Source organism: Pseudomonas sp. ASL8 (assembly GCF_056680355.1).
On the sequence record NZ_CM155278.1, the window covers coordinates 4,234,874 to 4,256,874 of the forward strand.

Sequence of the window (22,001 nt, forward strand, 5' to 3'; positions counted from 1 at the left end):
ATTGCATAAGCCAGTCGCGCGGGTTAATAAGGTGGTCTTTATACCCATTGGCTCTAAGAACGCCTCAGACATTTTGGCGGCGGCGCTCTGATTGGTTTTCTTGCGTAACAAATAGCATCCGTACTCGGGGCTAACCCCTGAAACTCTTTTGCAGTGAGAAAGAACACAATGCCCATGATTCCCCTGCTGATATGCGACGACTCCAATATGGCGCGCAAGCAGCTATTGAGGGCTTTACCCGCCGATTGGGGCGTCTCGGTCACGATGGCGACCAATGGCCGAGAGGGACTTGAGGCCATTCGTCAGGGGCTGGGGCAGGTGGTGTTGCTCGATCTGACGATGCCGGAAATGGACGGGTATCAGGTCCTGGCCGCTGTCCGGGCGGAAAATCTGCAAGCGAAGATCATTGTGGTTTCCGGCGATGTGCAGACGGAAGCGATACGGCGTGTGCTCGAATTGGGCGCCTTGGCCTTCCTGAAAAAGCCGGCCGATCCGGACGAACTCAAAAAAACGCTCGAAAGCCTTGGTCTGTTGGGCGAGCCTCAAACGGCTGTCGCCATCGCGCGGGAAGTCCCCGAGACGCAGACCAGTTTTCAGGATGCGTTTCGCGAAACCATCAACGTCGCCATGGGGCGTGCCGGGGCGTTGCTGGCCCGAGTGCTGGGTGTGTTCGTCCAGTTGCCAGTGCCGAATGTGAACATGCTGGAAGTGGGTGAACTGCACATGGCGTTGGCCGATGCGCAGAACGGTGACCGGCTGACAGCAGTCTGTCAGGGGTATATCGGCTGTGGTATCGCTGGCGAAGCGTTGCTGATTTTTCACGGCTCCGAAATCGCTGATATGGCGAAATTGATGCAGCGGGACTCGGTCGAGTATTCGGACATGGAAATGCTCCTGGACTTGTCGACGATTCTGATTGGAGCCTGTTTGAGCGGGATCGCCGAGCAAATTGACGTGGTGTTTTCCCAGGGCCACCCGCAAGTACTCGGTGAGCAGGGAGGCATCGAAGAGTTGATCCGGGTTAATAAGCAGCGCTGGAAGAAAACCCTCGCAGTGGAAATCAGCTACAGCCTGGAGGGCCACAATATTCATTTCGATCTGTTGATGTTGTTCACCGAAGACTCGGTAGAGCGGCTTTCAAAAAAACTCGCCTACGTGATGAGCTGAACCATGAACGATCACATCGATATCAAAGAGCTTCACTGGTTGCTGACCATCGTGCAGAGCATCGACGTGGGTGTCGTAGTCTTCGACCGGGATTTCCGGGTGCAGGTCTGGAACACTTTTATGGAGAACCGTTCCGGCGTGGTGCCGAACGAGGCCAGCGGCCAATCTTTTTTCACTCTGTTTCCCGAAATCAATGAGGCATGGTTCCGCAAGAAGGTCGACAACGTAGTCACTCTTGGTACGCCTGCGTTCACCATCTGGGAGCAGCGACCTTATCTGGTGCATTTCAAGAACTACCAGCCGATTACCGGCCAGGAGGACTTCATGTACCAGAACACCACCCTGTTTCCGTTGCGTTCGATCAACAGCGAGATTGGGCACATCTGCCTGGTGATCTATGACGTGACCGACGTGGCTACCCACGCGCACCAATTGCAGGCGGCCAATAGTCAGTTACAGACGCTGTCCAGCACTGACCGGCTGACCGGTTTGTACAACCGTGGTCACTGGGAAGAGGCCCTCAAGCTCGAATACGCACGCTACCTTCGGTACGACACGGCGACAACGTTGGTCATGTTTGATATCGATCACTTCAAGCGCGTCAATGACACCTACGGCCATCAAGCGGGCGACAAAGTGATTCAGCTCGTTGCCGAAACCGTGCGTCAGCATATCCGCGATGTTGATATTGCCGGTCGTTATGGCGGTGAGGAGTTCGCAGTGTTGTTGCCTGACACCCATAAAGCCGGTGGGGTTGTGTTTGCCGAACGTCTGCGCAAGGCGATCGAAGCACAAGAGGTCATTCACGACGGCCATTCAATCCGCTGCACCATCAGCCTTGGCGTGGCAGACATGAGCCAGCCGACGTCCGACTACAAACACCTGATCGAATGGGCCGACCAGGCGCTGTATGTTTCCAAGACCAATGGCCGCAACCTGGTGTCGGTGCACGAGTAAGGTAACGTCTGGTCGGGTTTTAAAATAATCCGGGCTCTAGTCAAGAAACTCCAGCCCCAGGGTGCTAGCCCGGACCTTGGGTGCACCAGCAATGGGGGATTCGGGTGACTTCAGCTCACACTCACATCCCGCATCAACAACCCGAAACGCAAATCCAGCGCATCCGGTATCGGCAAATACACCGTATGCCCATCCCCGGGTGCGACCTCGATCGGCTCGCCTTTGACGTTCTGCAACTGATGCAGATCGAAGTGGAAGTTGCCCTTGGGCGTCATCAGCTCCATGTGATCGCCCAGACCAAAGCGATTCTTGACCTTTACTTCGGCCAATTGGTCACGCCGTTCGCCGGTCAACTCGCCAACAAATTGCTGTCGCTCAGAAACCGAGCTGCCGTTCTGGTAGTTCTGGTATTCATCATGCACATGTCGCCGCAGGAAACCTTCGGTGTAGCCGCGCTGGGCCAGGGATTCCAGATCGGTCATCAGGCTACGGTCGAACTCTCGGCCAGCCACCGCATCGTCGATCGCCTGGCGATAGACCTGAGTGGTCCGCGCGCAATAGAAGTGGGATTTGGTCCGGCCTTCGATCTTCAGTGAGTGCACACCCATCTGCGTCAGGCGCCCGACATGCTGTACGGCGCGCAAGTCTTTGGAGTTCATGATGTAGGTGCCGTGCTCGTCCTCGAAGGCCGGCATCAGCTCGTCCGGTCGATTGGCTTCCTGCAACAGGAACACCTGATCGGTCGGCGCGCCGGTACCCAAAGTCGGTTCGGGCTGGAAGGTCTGAACGATCTCGCCGAGCTGATTTTCCGTGGCCTCCTGAGCCGTGTATTTCCAGCGGCAGGCATTGGTGCAGCTACCTTGGTTGGCATCGCGCTTGTTCATGTAGCCCGACAGCAAGCAGCGGCCGGAGTAGGCCATGCACAGCGCGCCGTGGACGAATACTTCCAGCTCCATGGCGGGTACTTGCTGGCGAATTTCAGCGATTTCTTCCAGGGACAGTTCCCGGGACAGAATGATCCGGCTCACGCCCTGTTGCTGCCAGAACTCGACACTGGCCCAGTTCACCGTATTGGCCTGCACCGACAGGTGGATCGGCATCTGCGGGAAGTGTCGGCGTACCAGCATGATCAGGCCCGGATCGGACATGATCAGTGCGTCCGGGGCCATGGCAATCACCGGCTCCAGGTCTTTCAGGAACGTCTTGAGCTTGGCGTTGTGCGGCGCGATGTTCACCACCACGTAGAAGCGCTTGCCCTGGGCCTGGGCTTCTTGAATGCCGAGGGCCAGGTTGGCGTGATCGAATTCGTTGTTGCGCACCCGCAAGCTGTAGCGCGGTTGGCCGGCGTATACCGCATCGGCGCCGTAGGCGAAGGCATAACGCATGTTTTTCAGGGTGCCGGCGGGGGCGAGCAATTCCGGGGTCGAGAGGGTCATGGCAGTGTCGGTCGCAAAAACCGCCGAGGGTAATCGGCTTGCCCGCGGGGTTTATTGATCTGGATCTATGCTTGGTGAACAAACGGATGGCACTACAAACTGCTGTTGGTATAGAGCAGGTTGCAAAGAGCCTGCTCTAAGCGTCAGGCGTTGAAGCCCATTTCGGCAGAGATCAGGCGGGCGCTGTCCAGCAGCATGTTCTTGAAGCGTTCACGATTTTCAGGGTTGTCCATGATCGCGTCTGGTCCGGACAGGTTGATGGCCGCGACCACGGTGCCCCGATGATCACGAATGCCGGAGGCAATAGCGGTGGAGTAGTCGGAGCGGTGCAGCACCCAGCCCAGTTGCCGGTCCTGCTCGGCGATTTGTTGCAGCTCGGGCAAGGTTTTGGGCGCGGGTGCCGGGTAATCGTCCAGGCGTACGTGCTGATACAGGCTAATCAACGTGGCTTCGCTCAAATCGCTGAGCAGCACCCGACCCATTGCCGTGCAGTGACAGGCAATACGCGTCCCGATGGGCACGTTGACCGACAACCGTTGGGACGCGAATGCGCGGTAGATATAGACGCTGTCGGTCTGCTCGCGCACGGCCAGGTGGCACGACAGCGAGCTGCGATCGCGAAGGGTGTTGAGGTAGGGGATCGCAACGTCCACCAGGTCGCGGCTGGCCAGGTAGGTGAAGCCATTGGCGATTACCTGCGGACCCAGTTCATAGGTGTTCTTCGCGACTTTTTTCAGGTAGCCCATGCCATTAAGCGTCTGCACGATGCGGTAGATCGACGACACGCTGACCCCCAGGCGTTCGGCGATGTCGTTCATGCCCAGCACCCGTTCGGTGCTGCTGAACAGCTGCAAAATCCACAGCCCGCGCTGTAACGCCGGAACACGGTAATCGCTGTCGATGGTAGGTTCTTCAATGCTGTTGTTCATAAGGTTGTCAATTCCTGCTCATTTCCAGGGCATCACCGCAGACTTCTTGTAGGAGCGCGCTTGCCCGCGATGGACCGCGAAGTGGTCCCGAAAATGCCGAGCACAACTTTACTGCCAGAATCGTGTTCCGCAGCCCCTCGCGTGCAGTCGCGCGCCTACACAATGTCCTATGCCAACAACGCATCCACCCCAACAGGCTTGCCACCAAACTCCTGCATGGCATCCAGTAACGCGCCCCACAAATATTGCGCCGAAGCCCGATCACACAGGATGTGAAACAGTGGCAAGTCCGGTTGCGAGCCGTTGATGATGATTGCGCTCATCCGCGCCACTGAGGTTTGCGCCACGTCGCCCGGGGCGAATGCCTGTTGGCGCAGATCGACGCCGCAGACCTTGGCCATCACTGAGCTGATGTGTTCACCGGTCAGCACCAGCCACGCGTGACTGTCCTGACGTGGCAGCAAATAGCAGCCCTTTTCGGATAACTGCCACTGGTCTTCGAGCTTCTGCAAGCGTGCACCGGCATCCTGAAAACTGCCCAGCAGGAAATACTCGGTCTGCGAAAGGCGGGCGACATTGCTGCCATCGCCCTGCACCACACAGCGGTTGGGTGCGGTCGGCAGATCGAATTGCTCCGCGTGTAGATGCGCAGCGGCATCGACCCCACGAAAGCCGACCCGCGCCAGATTGCTCAGATCAAGCAGGGCGCAGCGGCCCAGTTGTGCGGTTTCGTCCTGCTCGGCATAACGGCTGACGATCAGGCTGTCACCCAGCCGTGCCAGTCGGGCGGTGGCCTGCAGCGTATACAGAGGGCTGCGCTCGCGAAAATCTTTGGCGTTAAGAGTGACCATGCTTACAACTCCTGGCGTTTGCTGTCGACATCGAAGAACGGCAGTTTGACCACCGTGGCCTGTACCACTTCACCGCCTTCCACCCGAATCGGAATCTGCTGGCCGGGGACGCTTTGATCGACGGCGGCATACGCCAGGCCGATGATCATGCCCAGTGTCGGCGAGTATTCGCAGGAGGTGACGTTGCCGCTGATGTCCGGTCCTTTGAGCACCAGATGACCTTCCAGTGGCTGGCTGCTGCCTTTGGGCAGGCTGAAACCGACCAGTTTGCGCTTGAGCGGCTGGGCTTCGAGGATGTCCACGGAGCGGCGCCCGACAAAAAACGGTTTCTTGCGGGAGATGGCCCAGCCCATGTCGATCTCTGCCGGATGGGTCATGCCATCGGTGTCCTGGCTGATGATCACATGGCCCTTTTCCAGGCGCAGCAAACGTTGGGCTTCGACGCCGAACGGGCGAATGCCATGTGCCTGACCCGCGTCCATCAACGCGTCCCACAGGTATTCGGCATAACGTGCCTGCACATGGATTTCATAACCCAGCTCGCCGACGAAACCGACGCGCATGACCCGCGCCGCGATCCCGGCAACGGTGCCCTGACGCACGCCCAAATACGGAAAGGCGTCAGGCGACAGGTCGATGTCGACGCAGAGCTTTTCCAGCACTTCGCGCGAGTCGGGTCCGGCCAGGTTGACGGCTGCAATGGCGGCAGTGACGTTGGCGATATCGACGTTCAGACGCCATTGCACGTTCCACTTGAGCATCGCCTGATAGATCCGGTCGACGCCGCTGGTGGTGGCCGTGACATAAAAATGCTGATCGGCCAGTCGCGCACAGACGCCGTCGTCGATCACTACCCCGTGTTCGTTGGTCATCAGCGCATACCGAGTGCGGCCGATGGGTTGTTTGGCAAAGGCGAAGGTGTACATCCGCTCCAGCAGTTCGGCGGCGTCCGGGCCACGAATATCCAGGCCGCCAAGGGTCGAGACATCGATCAGCCCGACGCCTTGGCGCACATGAAGGGCTTCTTCCTGCATGCAGCGTTCGCGCGTCGCTGGCTGACCTTTTTCATCCTTGAAAGCGTAATAGGCCGGACGTTGCCAGTTGCCTGCAGGCATCATTTTTGCGCCCGCTTGTAGGTGGCGGTTATGAATCGCGGTACGGCGAATCGGGTCAAAGCTGCGTCCGGCGATGTGCGCCAGTTTTTCCGCTTCGAAGGGCGGGCGTGCCGTGGTAACCCCGGTTTCGCTGACGGTGCGCTGGGTGCTGGCGGCAACCAGTCGCGCCGTTGGCAAGGCGGAATGACGGCCTTGGGATGGTCCCATGCCCACCGTGGAAAAGCGTTTTACCAGCTGCACGTCGCGGTATCCGTGGCGTGTAGCGTTGATGATGTCGCGGATTTGCAGGTCTTCATCGAAATCGACGAATTCCTTGCCACTTGGGTGGGGGAAGATCGGCCAGTCGAAGTTGACCCGTTGTTCCGGGCTTAGGGTCTGCTCCTGATAGTCCGCCGACAGTCCCAGTGCCGCCGCCGCTTGTGCCCCGACTTTAGCGCCATCCTTGAGTACGTTTTCCAGCAGATGACGACCGTTCACGGAGCCGGCGATGGCCAGGTTTTTTGGCAGGCCAGTGATGGCGAACTCGGCCGAAGGGTCGGCGTACGCCAACTTACCGCCTGCCTGACACGCCAGTTGATAGACCGGCATGTAACCGGCGGTCATGCACAGCAGGTCGCAATCAAGTTGCAGGCTGTCCTGGGCGACTTCGCCACGGGCAGTGATGCGCCGCACATCGACGCCGCTGATATGGCGCATGCCCTTACTGTGCAAGGCTTCATACACCGTGTGTTGCAGGTACACGGTGATGCCCAGGCGTTTGAGCTCCGCAGCCAGGCGCGCATCGTCTGCGCCGTTGCGCATGTCGACCACGGCGGCGACGGTGACACCTTGTTCCACCAGGTCCAGCGCTGTGCGATAGCCGTCATCATTGCCTGTAAGGACCACCGCGCGCTTGCCGGGTTTGACTGCATAAAGCTTCATCAGGCGCTGGGCAGCGCTGCACAGCATCACGCCGGGCAGGTCGTTGTTGCGGAAAATCACCGGCTGGTCGAAGGCGCCAGAGGCGATGATGCATTGGCTGGCGCGCACTTTGTACATGCGCTTGTCTTTGATCACCGGCAGGTAATTGTCGGTGAACCAGCCATTACAGGTGGCTTCGGTGAGAATCTGGATGTTGGCGTGCTGGCTGACTGCATCGACCAATGCCTGGCGCACTTTATCGGCCTGCGTGCCCTGTACGTCGAAGCGTGCATAGGTGAGCGCTCCGCCCAGCAGACGCTGTTGTTCGATCAGCAACACCTTGGCCCCGGCGTTGGCGGCGGTCAGTGCCGCCTGCAAACCGGCGGGACCGGCGCCCACCACGGCCAGGTCGATGAACAGGTAAGCCTTGTCGTAATACTCGGGCTTGAAGTCCAGATTAAGGATACCCAGCCCGGCTTTCTTGCGGATCAGCGGCTCCCAGATTTTCCACATGCCCTTGGGCTTGTAGAACGAACGGTAATAAAACCCTACTGGCATGAACCGTGAGAACTTGCCCAGCAGCGCATCGCGGTCGTTGTCCAATGTGCCGCTGTAGTTTTGCCCGCTGACTTCGGCACCGGCTTGCAGCCAATGGGTGTCGGCCAGCACGTTGGGTTCATCTGGCAGTTGCACCAGGGTGTTGGCGTCTTGCCCGGCCATGGTTAACGGCCCGCGAGGGCGGTGATACTTGAACGAGCGCGAGAGCAAATAACGACCGTTGCCGAGCAGGGCGCTGGCGATGCTGTCGCCGGCAAAACCGGTATAGGCCTTGCCATCGAAGTTGAACGCCAGTGGGCGTTGACGATCAATCAGCAAGCCCATGGGCAACGGCAAGCGGCTTTCAAAAGTGGAATCAGGCTGGCTCATTGCTGTGCTCCGCAGGGCTGAACTCGACGCGCTGGTTGTAGACTTCCCGGGCATCGAAGGTACGCAGGATTTCATCGGTGACGGTGTGCCGTTCGGCCAGGAACCAGTAGCTGGAGGCGTTGTGCATCCACCACTCACGGACCACGCCTGCTGCGTTTTCGCTGTTGAACACGTAATGTGCCCATTGCGCATCGCTGCAGGTGGCCGGGTCAGGCATGTCCTTGAATTCGCCGCCGTAGGTGAATTCGGTGATGTTTCGCGGCCCGTTCAGCGGGCAATTCATGACTTTCATACGGTTTGCCCCTTAGTGGCTGGCCGCCGTAGCGCCCATCTCGTTGACTTGCTGGAAGGTCGAAAACCGCTCCAGACCGAAGGGCTTGATCAGGTCCGGTACCTTGCCGCCGGAGGCGACCAGTTCGGCCATGGTCTTGCCGCAGATCGGTGTGGCCTTGAATCCCCAAGTGCCCCAGCCCGCGTCAAGGTAATAGTTTTCGACCGGCGACAGGCCCATGATTGGGCTGTAATCGGGGGTCATGTCAGTGATCCCGGCCCACTGGCGCATCAGCTTGGCATTGGCCAGGAAGGGGAACATTTCGATGGCTGCGGAAATCAGGCTTTCCTTCAGGTCCAGGGTCGAGCGGGTGTTGTACAGCGGGTAGGGGTCGGAACCGCCGCCGAACACCACTTCGCCACGTCCGGTCTGCTGCACATAGCAGTGCAGGGCCGACGAACTCACCAATGGGTCGAGAAATGGCTTGAACGGTTGGGTGACCATCGCTTGCAGGGGATAGCAGACGATGGGCATTTCGATCTTGGCTTTTTTGGCCATCAAAGAACTGTGCCCTGCCACGGCCTGTACCGCGCAACCGCACTGGATCGTGCCGCGGTTGGTTTTTACGGCGGTGATCCGGCCGTTTTCGATGATCAGGTCCTGAACTTCGGTCAACTGATGGATTTCCACCCCGCGCTTTGCTGCGCCCTTGGCGTAACCCCAGGCCACGGCGTCATGACGCGCAGTGCCGCCGTCGATATGCCACAGCCCGGCCAGTACCGGCAGATGGCCGGGGTCTAAATTGAGGCTCGGCACGAGTTCGCGAATCTGCTGGCGGTCGAGCATTTCCGTACGGCCGCCGAAGTGCTTGTTCACTTCAGCGCGTTGGCGGAAGGCGCGTACGGTGGCGTCGGTGTGGGCCAGGGTCAGTTGGCCACGCTCGGAATACATGATGTTGAAGTCGAACTCGTTGGACAGGTCCTTGAACAGCTTCACCGATTCGCTGTAGAACTTCACACCCTCGCTGGTCAGGTAGTTGGAACGAATCACCGCCGTGTTACGTGCGGTATTGCCGCCGCCCAGATAGGACTTTTCCAACACCGCGACATTGGTGATGCCGTGGTACTTGGCCAGGTAATAGGCAATGGCCACACCGTGACCACCGCCGCCGATGATGACTACATCGTAAGAGGACTTGAGTTCTTTAGGCGGTGGCAGGTCCATTTCTGCCGTGTACTCGGCAGAGAGGCCATATTTCAAGAGATTGAATGGCATCATGCCTCCTGAGGTGAAGTGTGAGTGGCCGCAGGCTCAGCGGCGCGCAGCAACTGCCTGCGCGTGGCGATCACGGTGTTTTTCAGCAGAAAGGCGATGGTCATCGGCCCGACACCGCCGGGAACCGGGGTAATGGCGCTGGCAACGGTACGGGCGCTGGCGTAATCGACGTCACCCACCAGTCGGCTGCCCTGTTCGGTGTCGATGCGATTGATCCCGACATCGATCACCACCGCGCCGGGCTTGAGCCAGCTGGCGTCGATCATCTGCGGGCGGCCGACGGCAGCCACTACGATGTCTGCCAGGCGGCACAGCGCGGCGGCGTCGACGCTGCGCGAGTGCACCACGGTGACCGAGCAATTGGCTTGCAGCAGCAGGGTGGCCATGGGTTTGCCGACGATGTTCGAGCGGCCGATGACCACCGCATGCTTACCAGTCAGGTCGCCGCACGTGTCGTGCAATAGGCGCATGCAGCCGCTAGGGGTGCAGGGCGTCAACACGTCCTGGCCCTGGACCAGCCCGCCGACGTTTTGCCGATGGAAGCCGTCGACATCTTTGTCCGGGTCGATGGCTTGAATGACCGCACCTTCGTCAATGTGCGCAGGTACCGGCAGTTGCACCAGAATGCCATTGACCTCCGGGTCGGCATTCAATTCTTCGATGACTGCCAGCAATTGTGCCTGGCTGGTGGTCGCGGGCAGACGCTGCTCCAACGAGCGAATGCCGGCTTCTTTGGCGCGCAGGATCTTGTTGCGCACGTAGACCTGACTGGCCGGGTCTTCGCCCACCAACACCACGGCCAGCGTGGGCGTGACCTGTTGCAGTGCGAGTTCGCGGACGTCGGCTGCGACTTCACTGAGTACTTGGGCTGCGATGGCTTTCCCGTCGATATCGCGGGCGAGTGGAATGGGGCTGTTCATCGGAAGATCACCGTTTTTTCGCGATTAATAAACACCCTGTGTTGCAGGTGATATTTGACTGCCTTGGACAGCGCGACGGTTTCCGTATCGCGTCCGATACTCACCAGATCGTCGGCTTTGTGCGCATGATCGACACGCTGTACCTCCTGCTCGATGATCGGGCCTTCATCCAGGTCCGAGGTGACGTAATGGGCCGTGGCACCGATCAGCTTGACCCCGCGCTGGTGGGCTTGATGGTACGGCTTGGCACCCTTGAAACCCGGAAGGAACGAGTGATGGATGTTGATCGCCCGGCCCGACAATTGCTTGCACAGGTCATCGGAGAGGATTTGCATGTAGCGCGCCAGCACCACCAGATCGGTCTGCGTCTCTTCAACGATTTTTAGCAGCGCGGCTTCCTGCTGGGACTTGGTGTCTTTGGTCACCGGCAAGTAGATGAAACGGATGCCCTCGCGCTCGGCCATTGGCCGTAGCTCCAAGTGGTTGGAGACGATGGCGGTGATCTGCATGTCCATCTCACCTTTGTGGTGGCGGTACAGCAGATCGGTGAGGCAGTGGTCGAATTTGCTGACCATGATCAGCACGCGCATCGGATTGGCGACCGTGTGCAGTTGCCAGTCCATATTCAGCGCCGTGGCCACTTCATTGAAGTCCAGACGCAGCGCATCGATGTCGCCCTTGACGCCGCTGTTGAAGCGAAACACGGCGCGCATGAAGAACTGACTGGTTTCTTCGTCGTCAAACTGGGCCAGCTCGCTGATATAGCAACGGTTGTCGGCCAGGAAAGACGTCACGGCGGCGACGATACCCGACGTCGCGGGACAGCTGATCTTGAAAATGAAGTGGTCCGGATCGGTGCTCATTACGGGTCCTCGCAGGGAGACATGCACGCTGAATGTTCATGGGTGGGGATTAAATTCAGGGATGAAGAAAAATTCCTCATGTGAATAAAATATTCCTGTGGCGCTTTTTATAGGTGAATTAAAAATCGGCGTCCAGCATTGTTTGGTTTTTTTTTGCGGGGGAGGGTGGAGAGTCGCGGGGACGCACAGTCATTTTTGCGAATGCGGCGTATCAGGTACACGGCATCAAGGGATGCACAGAGGGATGTTCGGTTACTGACTTGTTGGGGCAGGCAACGGCCTACGCTTTCATGCGCGCCGATCCGATTGCTGCGAGGCCGAGCTTCAACTCGGTCCCGTTGAGGGTGCGCTCATAGTGCGCCCGCAGGTCGGGTTCCCAGCCGATCACTTCATCCAATGTCGCGGCGGCCTTGCCCGGCGTCAGCGCAAAGTGTGCGCAATGGCTCAACAAGTTGGCGCGACTGATCACCCGACCCTCGCGGCCCACGGCCATCGCGAGATTGGGCGGAGAAGACCCTTCGAGGCACGGCACGACATCGTACATGGGTGCCAGTCGCCAGCCTCCCTTAAGCCAGAGGATGGTGTGGTTCTTGGGGTGATCGTCGTCGTTACCCACCAAGGCGTTGAAGCACATTCGCTTAAACAACTCCTGGAGGTCTTGCACCGGTACGCCACGTCGACTCATCTCGTTAGCGACGGAGGCATAGACCCAAGCGCTGCGGTCGGTGGTGTGCCATTCGGCGTCGAGCAAGGTGAGTGCGCTGAGCATCGGTATACGAACGCTCATGTCAGCAGGCGGCATGCGGTCGAAGCGCTCTACCAGCAAGGTCGAGGGCTGTTCGGCATGCAGCGCGGTACGGGCGACATTCAAACCTTTCCCGGCCGCGAACGTCATGCAGGCATGTTCCAGTGCCGGAATATCGCACTGATCATAGCGGTCACGGGGTTTGACCAGAATCAGCACGCCGTGGTCTTGCAGGGTACGCTTGGGACGGGCGCCACCCAGAGAAGACCTTTGCCTGCGTAGCTTGAGGGTCTGGATCGCCTCTTCATCCAGTTGGTTATCGAATATGGCTTCGGTGGCCTGGATGAAGGGTGTGAGGCCTTTGAGCGACGGTAACGGATCTTGCCCGATACCAGCTGGCGGATGGCGCGTCTGGCCTGCCATAAGGTTGCCCGCGCGATCATTGTTCGGGGATTTCAACAGATAATCGATAGGCCCCAGTGGGTGTCGATGGATTTCTTGCAAGACCCGCTCCCCCCAGCCATCGGGCATCGCGTCGTTGATGAAGCCGGGTATTCCCTTGTTTTTGGTTATCGGGCCGAACGTTTCGCTGCGCAGCGGATAGCGAACCGGGTCGGGCACCCAGCCACGGGTGGCGACGTACTCTGGATCGTAAGTGAACTCGCCGACTCCGTTGACGACGACCAGTCGACCCAGAGAGACCACCTTGGCGGTTTCAGGATGCTCCATGTAGACGTAGGCCCTGGACATCAAAAATCATCACTCTGTGGTTTGGCCAGGCGAACCCGATGCGGTGTATGGGGATCATTGGCTTGCAGCTGCGAGGAGGACTCGATGCCGTCGAGGCTGCGAAATACTTCCTGTGTGAGGCCCAACTGCCAAAGCACCATCATGAACGAGCGTAATTCCACGAGGGGGTCGCCGCCCTCGATTTTACGTACCGTCTGCTCGGAAATTGAAAGGGACAGGGCCAGATCTTTCTGTCGAAGTCTGGACTGCAGACGCCTGCTTTTTACCAGAAGCCCTATTCTATATAGGTTGTCGGCGCATTCCAGTGGAAAAAAGCTTTTCATAAGCCGCCTTTTAGCATTGCTAAATGTAGATAAGCAGCACTATAGCACGCCTAATCATTGCGAAAGAGGCAGGGACGCTTGCTGGATACCCGAACGCCAGGCGGTCAGTCGTCGCCGTAGTTCATGATCGACAACAGATGAATCGGGACTTTCACCAACTGCTCCGGGCCATGCGGAACATCACCATCAAAGGTCAGGCTGTCGCCGGGTTTCATATGATAGAGCTGGTCGCCATGGCGGTAGACGATCTCACCTTTCAACAGGTGCAGAAACTCGGTGCCGGGATGGGAGAAGGTCGGAAACTCTTCGCTGGCATCGTCCATGGTGACCATGTAAGCCTCGAACGTCTTCTTCGGGCCGCGGGTGTGGTTGAGCAGGTGATAGGTGTGGCCTTTCTCTGTACCACGGCGCACCACCTGCATCCCTTCGCCTTTGCGCACCAGCAGGGCGCCACTGCCTTGTTGATCGTACTGACTGAACAGTTTCGACATCGGCATGCCGAGGGCATCGCACAGGCGGCTCAAGGTATCGAGGCTGGTGGAGACCTGGGCATTTTCGATCTTGCTGAGCATGCCTTGGCTGATGCCTGCCAGTTGCGCGACATCAGCAATCTTCAGTTCCTGCAATTGACGCTGTCGCTTGATTTGCATGCCCAGGTACTGCTCGAGCCTCAAGCGTGGCTCGGCCTCGGTGGAAATCACTTTGCTCATGCTTCATTTCCGGTCATGAATATAAATTTCGCACTATGAATGTGCGATGAACCCTTGTTGCTGTCCGCCCGATTTACAGCGTGAGCGCTCGCAGCATGTCTGAAGTTTTCTCCACGCGACACTCATTTCCCTGGCGGAGCCTTGAAAAGCCTGCATTGCAGGATTAAAGACAACCAGGATCTCCTCGTGGGTAACCATTTTGGCAAGGCAATTGCATTCTCTTTAGGAAAGTAACTTTCTTGTTGAGAATACACGGGTCGACTTCAGGTCATGTCCAGACGAATTCTAGCACTGGGCAATCATTAACGACTGGCGCCGACCCTAGATGCAGATCCCGCTGTTTTGCCTTGCTCGAGGAGTCCAAGTGATGTTGCCACCAGAAACACAACGAATTATCGATGAGCACAAAATCAAATATGTGCTGGCTCAGTTCGTGGATATCCACGGTTCGGCCAAAACCAAATCGGTACCCGTCTCCGGACTGCAAACTGTCATCGACAGCGGCGCCGGCTTTGCAGGCTTCGCCATTTGTGGCATGGGCATGGAACCCCATGGCCCGGACTTCATGGCCAAGGGCGACCTGAGCACCTTGACTGCCGTGCCATGGCAGCCTGGTTACGGACGCATTGTCTGCGTCGGCCACGTCAATAACGAGCCGCACCCTTACGATTCGCGTTACGTATTAATGCGCCAGGTAGAGCGCCTGAATGCACGCGGCTGGACCCTCAATACTGGCCTGGAACCTGAGTTCAGCCTGTTCCGTCGCGATGCCGAGGGCAAGCTGTGCAGCGTTGATGCCAGCGATAACCTGGACAAACCCTGCTACGACTACAAGGGCCTGTCGCGTTCGCGGCAGTTTCTGGAAAACCTCACCGAAGCGCTGCAAAAAGTCGATTTCGACATCTATCAAATCGATCACGAAGACGCCAATGGTCAGTTTGAAATCAACTACACCTACAGCGACGCGCTGACCTCGGCGGATCGTTTCACCTTCTTCCGCATGGCTGCCGGCGAAGTGGCCAACGATTTGGGGATGATCTGCTCGTTCATGCCCAAGCCTGATCCGAAACGTGCGGGCAACGGCATGCACTTCCACTTGTCCATCGCCGACGCGGTGAACAAGAACCTGTTCCATGACGCCAGCGACTCGCGCGGCATGGGCCTGTCGAAAATGGCCTACCACTTTGCGGCGGGTCTTCTGGCTCACGGCCCGGCGTTGTGTGCCTTCGCCGCACCCACCGTCAATTCATACAAACGCCTTGTGGTCGGCCGCTCGCTGTCAGGCTCGACCTGGGCTCCAGCGTTCGTTGCCTACGGCTCGAACAACCGCTCGGCCATGGTTCGGGTGCCTTACGGTCGCCTTGAATTCCGCCTGCCGGACGCGGGCTGCAACCCCTATCTGGTCAGCGCCGCGATTATCGCCGCCGGCCTGGACGGCATCGACCGCAAGCTGGATGCGGGTGAGCCGTGCAATGAAAACCTGTACTCGCTGAGCCTGGAAGAAATTGCCGGTCGGGGCATCGCCACTTTGCCGCAAAGCCTCAAGGAAGCCTGTGACGCGCTGGAGGCTGATCCGCTGTTCCGCGAAACGATGGGCTCGGAAATCATTAACGAGTTCATCGAGCTCAAGCGCATGGAATGGGTCGAGTACAGCCGTCACGTCTCCGATTGGGAGATCAAGCGCTATACCGAATTTTTCTAAGCGGCTTTCGGTAAAAACACGTTTTCAACCACTCGATTTGAATCAACCCGGGGCCTTTGAATCAGGCACCGGCTGCCAAGCAGGAGAAAGTGTATGTGCGGAATCGTAGGTCTGTACTTGAAGAACCCGGCGCTGGAGTCCCAGCTCGGCAAGCTCTTCGAACCCATGCTGCTGTCGATGACCGACCGTGGCCCGGACAGCGCCGGCTTTGCCATCTATGGCGATGAAGTGGCGGATGGCTGGATCAAGCTGACATTGCAGGCGACCACAGACAACCAGGACTGGAAGACCCTGATGGGCGAACTGGAAGGGCGCCTGGGTTGCTCCCTGGAGTGGTTCCAGAACGCCACCGCCGTGGTATTGAAAATCAAGACGGACGAAGCGTCGGTCCGCAACGCCTTGGCCGAACTGGCACCGACCGTGCGCATCATGAGCGCCGGGCAGAGCATCGAGATCCTCAAGGGCATGGGCTTGCCGAAAGAGATCTCCGAGCGTTTCAACCTTAAAGGCATGAAAGGCAGCCACATCATTGGCCACACCCGCATGGCCACCGAAAGTGCTGTGACCATGGAAGGCAGCCACCCGTTTTCGACCGGCGCTGACCTGTGCCTGGTGCACAACGGCTCATTGTCCAACCACTTCCGCCTGCGCCAAGAGCTCAAGCGTGAAGGGATCGTGTTCCAGACCGAAAACGACACTGAAGTCGCTGCCGGTTACCTGGCCTGGCGCCTGCAACAGGGCGACTCGCTCAAGCAAGCCTTGGACAACTCCCTGGAAAACCTCGACGGCTTTTTCACCTTTGCCATCGGCACCCGCAATGGTTTCGCGGTGATTCGTGATCCGATTGCGTGCAAACCCGCGATTTTGGCCGAGACCGATGATTACGTCGCCATGGCCTCGGAATACCAGGCGCTGTCCAGCCTGCCGGGCATCGAGAACGCCAAGGTCTGGGAACCAGCACCTTCAACCATGTACATCTGGGAACGCCAAAGCGCCTGAGGAGCACCGTATGAAAGCTATCGATCTATCTGTCAGTGAAGTACGCGAGCTCAATCAGGGGCTGCATGATCAGGCCAAACAATTGACCGATGCGGAGTGGGTCGTGACCCATTCCGATGGTAAACACAACCTCGCGGTCGGTGTCGATCAAGAGCTGTTCATCGATATTCAGGGCCACGCCGGTTACTACTGCGCAGGCATGAACAAGAAGGCCCACATCACCGTGCACGGCAACGTCGGCACCGGCGTGGCGGAAAACATGATGTCCGGTTCGGTACGGGTCAAGGGCAGCGCTTCCCAGGCTGCTGGCGCTACCGCTCATGGCGGCTTGCTGGTGATCGAAGGCGACGCCGGTGCCCGTTGTGGCATCTCCATGAAAGGCATCGACATTGTGGTCGGCGGCAGCATTGGCCACATGAGCTGCTTCATGGGCCAGGCCGGACGCTTGGTGGTGTGCGGCGATGCAGGCGATGCCTTGGGTGATTCGCTGTACGAAACCCACATCTACGTGAAGGGGAAAGTGGAATCCCTGGGCTCGGACTGTATCGAGAAAGAGATGCGCACTGAGCACCTGGACGAACTGCAGGAGCTGCTCAATCGCGCCGGTTTCGACCACAAGGCAGCCGATTTCAAGCGCTACGGCTCAGCCCGTCAGCTTTACAACTTCAAAGTCGATAACGCATCCGCGTATTAATTCGCGTATCAAGGAGTACACCATGAGCGACAAACCCACTCCGGTCCTGCGCGAATCCGCGACCTTCGACCGTCTGACCATTCAGGAAATCCAGCGTGCCGCCGAAACCGGCATCTACGACATTCGCGGGGGCGGCACCAAGCGCAAGCTGCCGCATTTCGATGACTTGCTGCTGCTGGGCGCCAGTGTTTCCCGTTACCCGCTGGAAGGCTATCGCGAAAAGTGCGGCACTGACGTAATCCTCGGCAACCGCTTCGCCAAGAAACCGCTGCACTTGAAAATCCCGGTAACCATCGCGGGCATGAGCTTCGGTGCACTGTCGGCCAACGCCAAAGAAGCCCTGGGCCGTGGCGCGACCATCGCCGGGACCAGCACCACCACGGGTGACGGCGGCATGACCCCGGAAGAACGCGGTCAGTCCGAGCATCTGGTCTATCAGTACCTGCCATCGCGTTACGGCATGAACCCCGATGACCTGCGCAAGGCCGACGCCATCGAAATCGTCCTGGGGCAGGGCGCCAAGCCAGGCGGTGGCGGTATGTTGCTGGGGATGAAAGTCACCGAACGTGTCGCCGGTATGCGCACATTGCCTATCGGTGTCGACCAGCGCAGCGCCTGCCGTCACCCGGACTGGACCGGCCCGGACGATCTGGCGATCAAAATCGCAGAGATTCGTGAAATTACCGATTGGGAAAAACCGATCTACGTCAAAATCGGCGCCAGCCGTCCGTACTACGACGTCAAACTCGCGGTTAAAGCCGGTGCCGACGTGATCGTGCTCGACGGCATGCAAGGCGGTACCGCAGCGACTCAGGAAGTGTTCATTGAGCACGTTGGCATCCCGATTCTGCCGGCTATTCCGCAAGCGGTTCAGGCGTTGCAGGAAATGGGCATGCATCGCAAGGTGCAACTGATCGTCTCTGGCGGTATCCGTAACGGTGCCGACGTGGCAAAAGCCATGGCCCTCGGCGCTGATGCGGTGGCCATTGGTACGGCGGCGTTGATTGCACTGGGTGACAACCATCCGCGACTGGATGAGGAATTGCGCAAGCTTGGTTCTGCGGCGGGTTTTTACGACGACTGGCAGAACGGTCGCGACCCGGCGGGCATCACTACGCAGGACCCGGAACTGTCCAAGCGTCTTGATCCTGTGGAGGGTGGTCGTCACTTGGCTAACTACCTGCGGGTGTTGGTCCTCGAAGCACAGACCATGGCCCGCGCCTGCGGCAAGTCACACCTGCACAACCTCGACCCCGAGGATCTGGTGGCCTTGACTGTCGAAGCAGCCGCTATGGCTCGCGTACCGTTGGCCGGGACCTCGTGGATACCAGGCCAGCAATACTGATCCACCCGACGCCGCCCTGATGGGCGGCGTTTTCTCTAGCTGCCAACGGGCACAGATCCGTATGCACCGCGAGCCTGCAGGGCCTCGCGCTCCCTCTTTCTGCCAGTCCCTTGTGTCGACTTCCCTGTTTATGGAGCTTGCTGACTATGATTTCTGACTCGCTTATACGACCTCTTTCAAGGACGACCGTGGCGCTGCTCGCATTGAGCCTGTCGCCATTGGCCTCGGCAGCCGACGTTACGCTGGACACCGGCACCACCGCCTGGATGATGACCGCGACGATGTTCGTGTTGTTGATGTGTGTTCCGGGCCTGGCGTTGTTTTATGGCGGCATGGTCCGGGCCAAGAACTTTCTCTCGATGTTCACCCAGTTGTTCGCGGTCGCTGGAGTGATCGGCGTGCTGTGGGTGGTCTACGGCTACAGCATCGTGGTTGATGCCACGGGCATGGTCGCTGGCGAAGTCAATCTGCACAGTTTCATCGGAGGATTGAGCAAACTGTTCATGCTCGACATGACCCATGACAGCCTGGTGGGCAACATTCCCGAAGGTGTCTACAGCGTGTTCCAGATGTCCTTTGCGATCATCACTCCGGCGCTGATTGCCGGTGGTTTCGCCGAACGCATGAAATTCAGCGCGGCAGTGGCGTTTATGGCGCTGTGGTTCACCTTCGTCTATGCGCCTATCGCACACATGATCTGGGGCGGGCCAGGGGGGCTGTTGGTCAACTGGGGTGTGCTGGATTTCGCCGGCGGCACCGCGGTGCATATCAATGCGGGCGTTGCGGCACTGGCGGCGTGCCTGGTACTTGGCAAGCGCAAAGGCTACCCGAACCTCGCCATGCCCCCGCATAACCTGGGCTTCACCCTGATGGGTGCCGGTTTGCTGTGGGTCGGCTGGTTCGGCTTCAACATTGGCTCGGGTGCTGCGGTGAATACGGGTGCTGGCATCATTATGCTCACCACCCAAGTCGCCGCGTGCGCGGGTGTCGTCGGCTGGATGCTCACCGAAACCCTGATTCATGGCCGTCCCAGTGCCCTGGGCGCAGCGTCCGGTGCCTTGGCCGGTCTTGTCGGCATCACTCCGGCCTGTGCCTACGTCGGTCCGGCGGGCGCCATCGCAATAGGTTTGATTACCGGCGCGGTGTGTTTCTTCGCCGTCAGCCAGCTCAAGCAGAAACTGGGCTACGACGACACACTGGACGTGTTCAGTCTGCACGGCATCGGCGGGATCGTCGGCGCACTCCTGACCGGGGTTTTCGCGTCGCCTTCGTTGGGTGGTTATGTCGAGAACCTGGAAATCGGCGCTCAAGTGCTGACCCAGTTGAAGGGGGTCAGCTTCACCTTCGTCTATTGCTTTGTCGTGAGCATGATCATCCTCAAAGTGCTGGAATGGACCATCGGCCTACGTGCCAGCGAAGAGAACGAAGCGATGGGCCTTGACCTCGCGGAGCATGATGAGCGGGCGTATAACGTTTAATTGATAGCGGTAGTCGAAACGCCTCACGGAGTGGGGCGTTTTGACAAGGTGCCAAAGGCTACGCGTGACGTGGTGATTCAACAGGCGGTGTGCCGTCGTGAAACAGCCCTTTCAGTTGTGCGCGTAACTCCGGTGAATCAGTATGTTTGTGAACAGTGACCGCATGCTGTGCAGCCGCCTCAAGCAATTCTTTTTCAGAGTCTGCGGACAGCGCGACCGAGCAGTTGATTTCGCTCGGGAATTCGCGGCAATCGATGTATTTGCGGGCCATGATGTACTCCTCATAAGAAGGCAGGCCATGAAGCCTGCGTGAACGACCGCTCGACACATTGCGCGGAATACATGCAATACAACTACGCGTTGTATCAAGTGTAATCATTTTAAAAGTATAGAGCGGATGCCAAGTTTGGGTTTCTTGAAGGGACGGGAGGCGTTCACCGAACCTTTGAGTTGGCTATTCGAGGACGGAAATAAGGTTTAAAAAACGAAAGCCGCTATGTGTAAGCCTTGGGCTCGTTATGGTCGTGGGCTATTGGTCAATCGCTGGTATCAGCGACCAGGGTTAACGGGCGCTTGCAGTGCAACTGCCCTCCCTAAGCCACAGTCACCCGCTGCGCAAGGCCTCGATGGGCATAAAAAATCTCCCCGAGAATCGCTTGGCGCACTACGAAAAAGCCCGCACATGGCGGGCTTTGAAAATGAAGTAGGTGGCCGGCGCTGGTCTCCGGCTTACAAGGTTTATCAGGACTCTCACAGAAAAGTTTTGTGCCTTCCTGCTTCACACGGCATAAGGGCTGGATCTCAGCGCGGAGATCTTTCTAACCGTGTACCCTTCGGAACGCGCCCCACGTTTCCTTGCTATCCTTTTGCGCATCAGTCTGCGTCTTCACCTACAACTTCAGAATAGCAAAAAGTCCTCAACGCTGGCCGGATTTTTTAGAACGATTTTGCTCAGGGGGAAGGCAGGCAAGATGGAAAACTACTATCCCAAGGCTGCGGCGATATCTCGGCCTATGACGGGACCGTGGAAGACTCTCCCAAAGGATGAATATGACATTGACTGTCGAAAGGTTGGTCAGGATAGCAATGGCCAATCCAATAAACGCTCAAATTACCTCACGCTTGCCTTCACTCGGTTTGAGTCAATGCATGCTCACTGCGGGCTGCCTGTTCCAGGCCGTCTGGAATCATCAGTCGCACCGGCCTTCAGCGTGGGGGGTTAAGGATTACGACGTTTTTTACTTCGACAATGATCTGTCCTGGGAGGCCGAGAATGCGGTCATCGACTCCGCTCAGCGTCTCTTCCAAGACCTTGACGTTAACGTTGATATCAAGAATCAGGCGCGCGTTCACCTTTGGTACGGTCAACGGTTTGGCAGGTCTTACCCTCAGCTTCAGTCGGTCAAAGACGGTATTGATCGTTACCTGATTGCGGGTACGTGTATTGGGCTGGATGCTGAAACGGGTGAAGTCTATGCGCCCTACGGCCTGGCCGACGTCGAGCAAGGGGTTCTTCGTATCAATCCAAAAAATCACCAGCCGGACTTGTTCGAGCAGAAGGCGAAAAGTTATCAGACTCGCTGGCCTTGGCTCAGGGTTTCAGAAACAGACCTTTCATAAAGGTAGCAACATTGACGCGGGCCC

At 58.3% G+C, this 22,001-nt stretch carries 20 protein-coding genes; 8 read left to right on the forward strand and 12 right to left on the reverse strand.

What is annotated here, in order from left to right; all coding sequences use genetic code 11:
- The first annotated feature begins 168 nt into the window (after nt 1–168).
- Together AC1MEA_RS19370 and AC1MEA_RS19375 are read left to right on the forward strand one after the other, a co-directional pair.
- Entirely contained in the window at nt 169–1,167 is a 999-nt protein-coding gene (locus tag AC1MEA_RS19370; RefSeq protein WP_449635777.1) for a response regulator, read from the forward strand.
- 3 nt (nt 1,168–1,170) lie between these two features.
- Nucleotides 1,171–2,124, forward strand: a complete 954-nt coding sequence (locus tag AC1MEA_RS19375) for a sensor domain-containing diguanylate cyclase (protein WP_449635778.1) — start codon at nt 1,171–1,173, stop codon at nt 2,122–2,124.
- Between the two features lie 110 nt (nt 2,125–2,234).
- Here the strand turns inward: AC1MEA_RS19375 and trhP are convergent, their stop codons facing one another.
- From trhP to AC1MEA_RS19430, 11 genes are all read right to left on the reverse strand, one after another.
- Nucleotides 2,235–3,560, reverse strand: a complete 1,326-nt coding sequence (trhP, locus tag AC1MEA_RS19380) for a prephenate-dependent tRNA uridine(34) hydroxylase TrhP (RefSeq protein WP_219059896.1) — start codon at nt 3,558–3,560, stop codon at nt 2,235–2,237.
- A 143-nt stretch (nt 3,561–3,703) separates the two neighbouring features.
- A complete protein-coding gene (locus AC1MEA_RS19385) occupies nt 3,704–4,489 on the reverse strand; it encodes an IclR family transcriptional regulator (protein WP_219059895.1) in 786 nt (261 codons plus the stop codon).
- Between the two features lie 167 nt (nt 4,490–4,656).
- On the reverse strand, nt 4,657–5,340 hold the full coding sequence (locus tag AC1MEA_RS19390; RefSeq protein ID WP_219059894.1) for a sarcosine oxidase subunit gamma: 684 nt from the start codon (nt 5,338–5,340) through the stop codon (nt 4,657–4,659).
- 2 nt (nt 5,341–5,342) lie between these two features.
- Nucleotides 5,343–8,282, reverse strand: coding sequence for a 2Fe-2S iron-sulfur cluster-binding protein (locus tag AC1MEA_RS19395; RefSeq protein ID WP_480417101.1), 2,940 nt, complete (start codon nt 8,280–8,282; stop codon nt 5,343–5,345).
- The gene (locus tag AC1MEA_RS19400) at nt 8,269–8,574 is read right to left on the reverse strand and encodes a sarcosine oxidase subunit delta (protein WP_219059893.1); all 306 of its coding nucleotides are present in this window, start codon (nt 8,572–8,574) and stop codon (nt 8,269–8,271) included. Before AC1MEA_RS19400 ends, AC1MEA_RS19395 begins: the two co-directional genes overlap by 14 nt.
- Before the next feature lie 12 nt (nt 8,575–8,586).
- Nucleotides 8,587–9,828, reverse strand: a complete 1,242-nt coding sequence (locus AC1MEA_RS19405; protein ID WP_449635799.1) for an FAD-dependent oxidoreductase — start codon at nt 9,826–9,828, stop codon at nt 8,587–8,589.
- Nucleotides 9,828–10,748 (reverse strand): bifunctional methylenetetrahydrofolate dehydrogenase/methenyltetrahydrofolate cyclohydrolase FolD, encoded by a 921-nt coding sequence (gene folD / locus AC1MEA_RS19410; RefSeq protein WP_480417102.1) that lies wholly within the window; start codon nt 10,746–10,748, stop codon nt 9,828–9,830. Before folD ends, AC1MEA_RS19405 begins: the two co-directional genes overlap by 1 nt.
- The gene (gene purU / locus AC1MEA_RS19415) at nt 10,745–11,611 is read right to left on the reverse strand and encodes a formyltetrahydrofolate deformylase (protein WP_480417103.1); all 867 of its coding nucleotides are present in this window, start codon (nt 11,609–11,611) and stop codon (nt 10,745–10,747) included. Before purU ends, folD begins: the two co-directional genes overlap by 4 nt.
- A gap of 280 nt (nt 11,612–11,891) precedes the next feature.
- The gene (locus AC1MEA_RS19420; protein WP_480417104.1) at nt 11,892–13,106 is read right to left on the reverse strand and encodes a type II toxin-antitoxin system HipA family toxin; all 1,215 of its coding nucleotides are present in this window, start codon (nt 13,104–13,106) and stop codon (nt 11,892–11,894) included.
- Nucleotides 13,106–13,429 carry a helix-turn-helix domain-containing protein gene (locus AC1MEA_RS19425; RefSeq protein WP_219059888.1) on the reverse strand — a complete coding sequence of 108 codons (324 nt, stop codon included), beginning with the start codon at nt 13,427–13,429 and terminating at the stop codon, nt 13,106–13,108. Before AC1MEA_RS19425 ends, AC1MEA_RS19420 begins: the two co-directional genes overlap by 1 nt.
- A gap of 104 nt (nt 13,430–13,533) precedes the next feature.
- Nucleotides 13,534–14,127, reverse strand: a complete 594-nt coding sequence (locus AC1MEA_RS19430) for a helix-turn-helix domain-containing protein (protein ID WP_219060328.1) — start codon at nt 14,125–14,127, stop codon at nt 13,534–13,536.
- A 379-nt stretch (nt 14,128–14,506) separates the two neighbouring features.
- On the opposite strand from AC1MEA_RS19430, the gene glnT reads away from it, so the two are divergent.
- From glnT to AC1MEA_RS19455, 5 genes are all read left to right on the forward strand, one after another.
- Nucleotides 14,507–15,841, forward strand: a complete 1,335-nt coding sequence (gene glnT / locus AC1MEA_RS19435; protein ID WP_219059887.1) for a type III glutamate--ammonia ligase — start codon at nt 14,507–14,509, stop codon at nt 15,839–15,841.
- Nucleotides 15,842–15,934: 93 nt separating this feature from the next.
- The gene (locus tag AC1MEA_RS19440; protein WP_480417105.1) at nt 15,935–16,840 is read left to right on the forward strand and encodes a class II glutamine amidotransferase; all 906 of its coding nucleotides are present in this window, start codon (nt 15,935–15,937) and stop codon (nt 16,838–16,840) included.
- 10 nt (nt 16,841–16,850) lie between these two features.
- Complete coding sequence (locus tag AC1MEA_RS19445; protein ID WP_219059885.1) at nt 16,851–17,534, forward strand: GltB/FmdC/FwdC-like GXGXG domain-containing protein; 684 nt, start codon at nt 16,851–16,853, stop codon at nt 17,532–17,534.
- A gap of 22 nt (nt 17,535–17,556) precedes the next feature.
- Entirely contained in the window at nt 17,557–18,879 is a 1,323-nt protein-coding gene (locus AC1MEA_RS19450; protein ID WP_219059884.1) for an FMN-binding glutamate synthase family protein, read from the forward strand.
- Between the two features lie 146 nt (nt 18,880–19,025).
- Nucleotides 19,026–20,357, forward strand: coding sequence for an ammonium transporter (locus AC1MEA_RS19455; protein ID WP_480417106.1), 1,332 nt, complete (start codon nt 19,026–19,028; stop codon nt 20,355–20,357).
- A 58-nt stretch (nt 20,358–20,415) separates the two neighbouring features.
- Here AC1MEA_RS19455 and AC1MEA_RS19460 read toward each other — a convergent pair whose 3' ends face one another.
- Nucleotides 20,416–20,628 carry a DUF1059 domain-containing protein gene (locus AC1MEA_RS19460; RefSeq protein WP_219060327.1) on the reverse strand — a complete coding sequence of 71 codons (213 nt, stop codon included), beginning with the start codon at nt 20,626–20,628 and terminating at the stop codon, nt 20,416–20,418.
- 779 nt (nt 20,629–21,407) lie between these two features.
- On the opposite strand from AC1MEA_RS19460, the gene AC1MEA_RS19465 reads away from it, so the two are divergent.
- Complete coding sequence (locus AC1MEA_RS19465) at nt 21,408–21,977, forward strand: nucleotidyltransferase family protein (protein WP_449635806.1); 570 nt, start codon at nt 21,408–21,410, stop codon at nt 21,975–21,977.
- Nucleotides 21,978–22,001 lie beyond the last annotated feature (24 nt).

Excerpts from the sequence above, each read along its gene's own strand:
- AC1MEA_RS19455 (WP_480417106.1), top strand. The coding sequence starts at position 19,026 with ATGATTTCTGACTCGCTTATACGACCTCTTTCAAGGACGACCGTGGCG.
- AC1MEA_RS19465 (WP_449635806.1), top strand. The coding sequence starts at position 21,408 with ATGACATTGACTGTCGAAAGGTTGGTCAGGATAGCAATGGCCAATCCA.
- AC1MEA_RS19450 (WP_219059884.1), top strand. The coding sequence starts at position 17,557 with ATGAGCGACAAACCCACTCCGGTCCTGCGCGAATCCGCGACCTTCGAC.
- AC1MEA_RS19395 (WP_480417101.1), bottom strand. The coding sequence starts at position 8,282 with ATGAGCCAGCCTGATTCCACTTTTGAAAGCCGCTTGCCGTTGCCCATG.
- purU (WP_480417103.1), bottom strand. The coding sequence starts at position 11,611 with ATGAGCACCGATCCGGACCACTTCATTTTCAAGATCAGCTGTCCCGCG.
- AC1MEA_RS19370 (WP_449635777.1), top strand. The coding sequence starts at position 169 with ATGCCCATGATTCCCCTGCTGATATGCGACGACTCCAATATGGCGCGC.
- AC1MEA_RS19400 (WP_219059893.1), bottom strand. The coding sequence starts at position 8,574 with ATGAAAGTCATGAATTGCCCGCTGAACGGGCCGCGAAACATCACCGAA.
- AC1MEA_RS19385 (WP_219059895.1), bottom strand. The coding sequence starts at position 4,489 with ATGAACAACAGCATTGAAGAACCTACCATCGACAGCGATTACCGTGTT.
- trhP (WP_219059896.1), bottom strand. The coding sequence starts at position 3,560 with ATGACCCTCTCGACCCCGGAATTGCTCGCCCCCGCCGGCACCCTGAAA.
- glnT (WP_219059887.1), top strand. The coding sequence starts at position 14,507 with ATGTTGCCACCAGAAACACAACGAATTATCGATGAGCACAAAATCAAA.
- AC1MEA_RS19440 (WP_480417105.1), top strand. The coding sequence starts at position 15,935 with ATGTGCGGAATCGTAGGTCTGTACTTGAAGAACCCGGCGCTGGAGTCC.
- AC1MEA_RS19420 (WP_480417104.1), bottom strand. The coding sequence starts at position 13,106 with ATGTCCAGGGCCTACGTCTACATGGAGCATCCTGAAACCGCCAAGGTG.
- AC1MEA_RS19390 (WP_219059894.1), bottom strand. The coding sequence starts at position 5,340 with ATGGTCACTCTTAACGCCAAAGATTTTCGCGAGCGCAGCCCTCTGTAT.
- AC1MEA_RS19405 (WP_449635799.1), bottom strand. The coding sequence starts at position 9,828 with ATGCCATTCAATCTCTTGAAATATGGCCTCTCTGCCGAGTACACGGCA.
- AC1MEA_RS19445 (WP_219059885.1), top strand. The coding sequence starts at position 16,851 with ATGAAAGCTATCGATCTATCTGTCAGTGAAGTACGCGAGCTCAATCAG.
- folD (WP_480417102.1), bottom strand. The coding sequence starts at position 10,748 with ATGAACAGCCCCATTCCACTCGCCCGCGATATCGACGGGAAAGCCATC.
- AC1MEA_RS19375 (WP_449635778.1), top strand. The coding sequence starts at position 1,171 with ATGAACGATCACATCGATATCAAAGAGCTTCACTGGTTGCTGACCATC.
- AC1MEA_RS19460 (WP_219060327.1), bottom strand. The coding sequence starts at position 20,628 with ATGGCCCGCAAATACATCGATTGCCGCGAATTCCCGAGCGAAATCAAC.
- AC1MEA_RS19425 (WP_219059888.1), bottom strand. The coding sequence starts at position 13,429 with ATGAAAAGCTTTTTTCCACTGGAATGCGCCGACAACCTATATAGAATA.